Source organism: Bartonella sp. AP58NXGY, from assembly GCF_042195785.1.
GTDB lineage: Bacteria > Pseudomonadota > Alphaproteobacteria > Rhizobiales > Rhizobiaceae > Bartonella.
On the sequence record NZ_JBHIOY010000412.1, the window covers coordinates 1 to 263 of the forward strand.

Consider the following 263-nt stretch of genomic DNA (forward strand, 5'->3'; position numbering starts at 1 on the left):
TTAATTTTGGACCCCAAGAGCGCCTCCCCCTTGTCTATTGGCCGATTTCGGAAAATGAAGATATTAAAGCCATCAGTGATGCTTTGGAAAAACTTGTTCCCTTGGGGTTGCATGTGGGAGCGCAAGAAGTGCGCAATAAGATTGGTTTTTCGCAACCAACAAAAGAAGAAGATGTTTTAAAGGCTCCTTTTCTTACAGCTGATGATGCTGGGCAACAAAAGGCTCATGTTTGTTCTGATTGTGGGGGTGTTGTTAATATTTCT

Annotated in this window: 1 protein-coding gene; it reads left to right on the top strand. The window is 42.6% G+C overall.

Features of this window, described 5'->3' with window-relative positions:
- On the top strand, window positions 1–263 hold a 263-nt coding region (locus ACFINC_RS11740), incomplete at both ends, for a DUF935 family protein (RefSeq protein ID WP_375617310.1).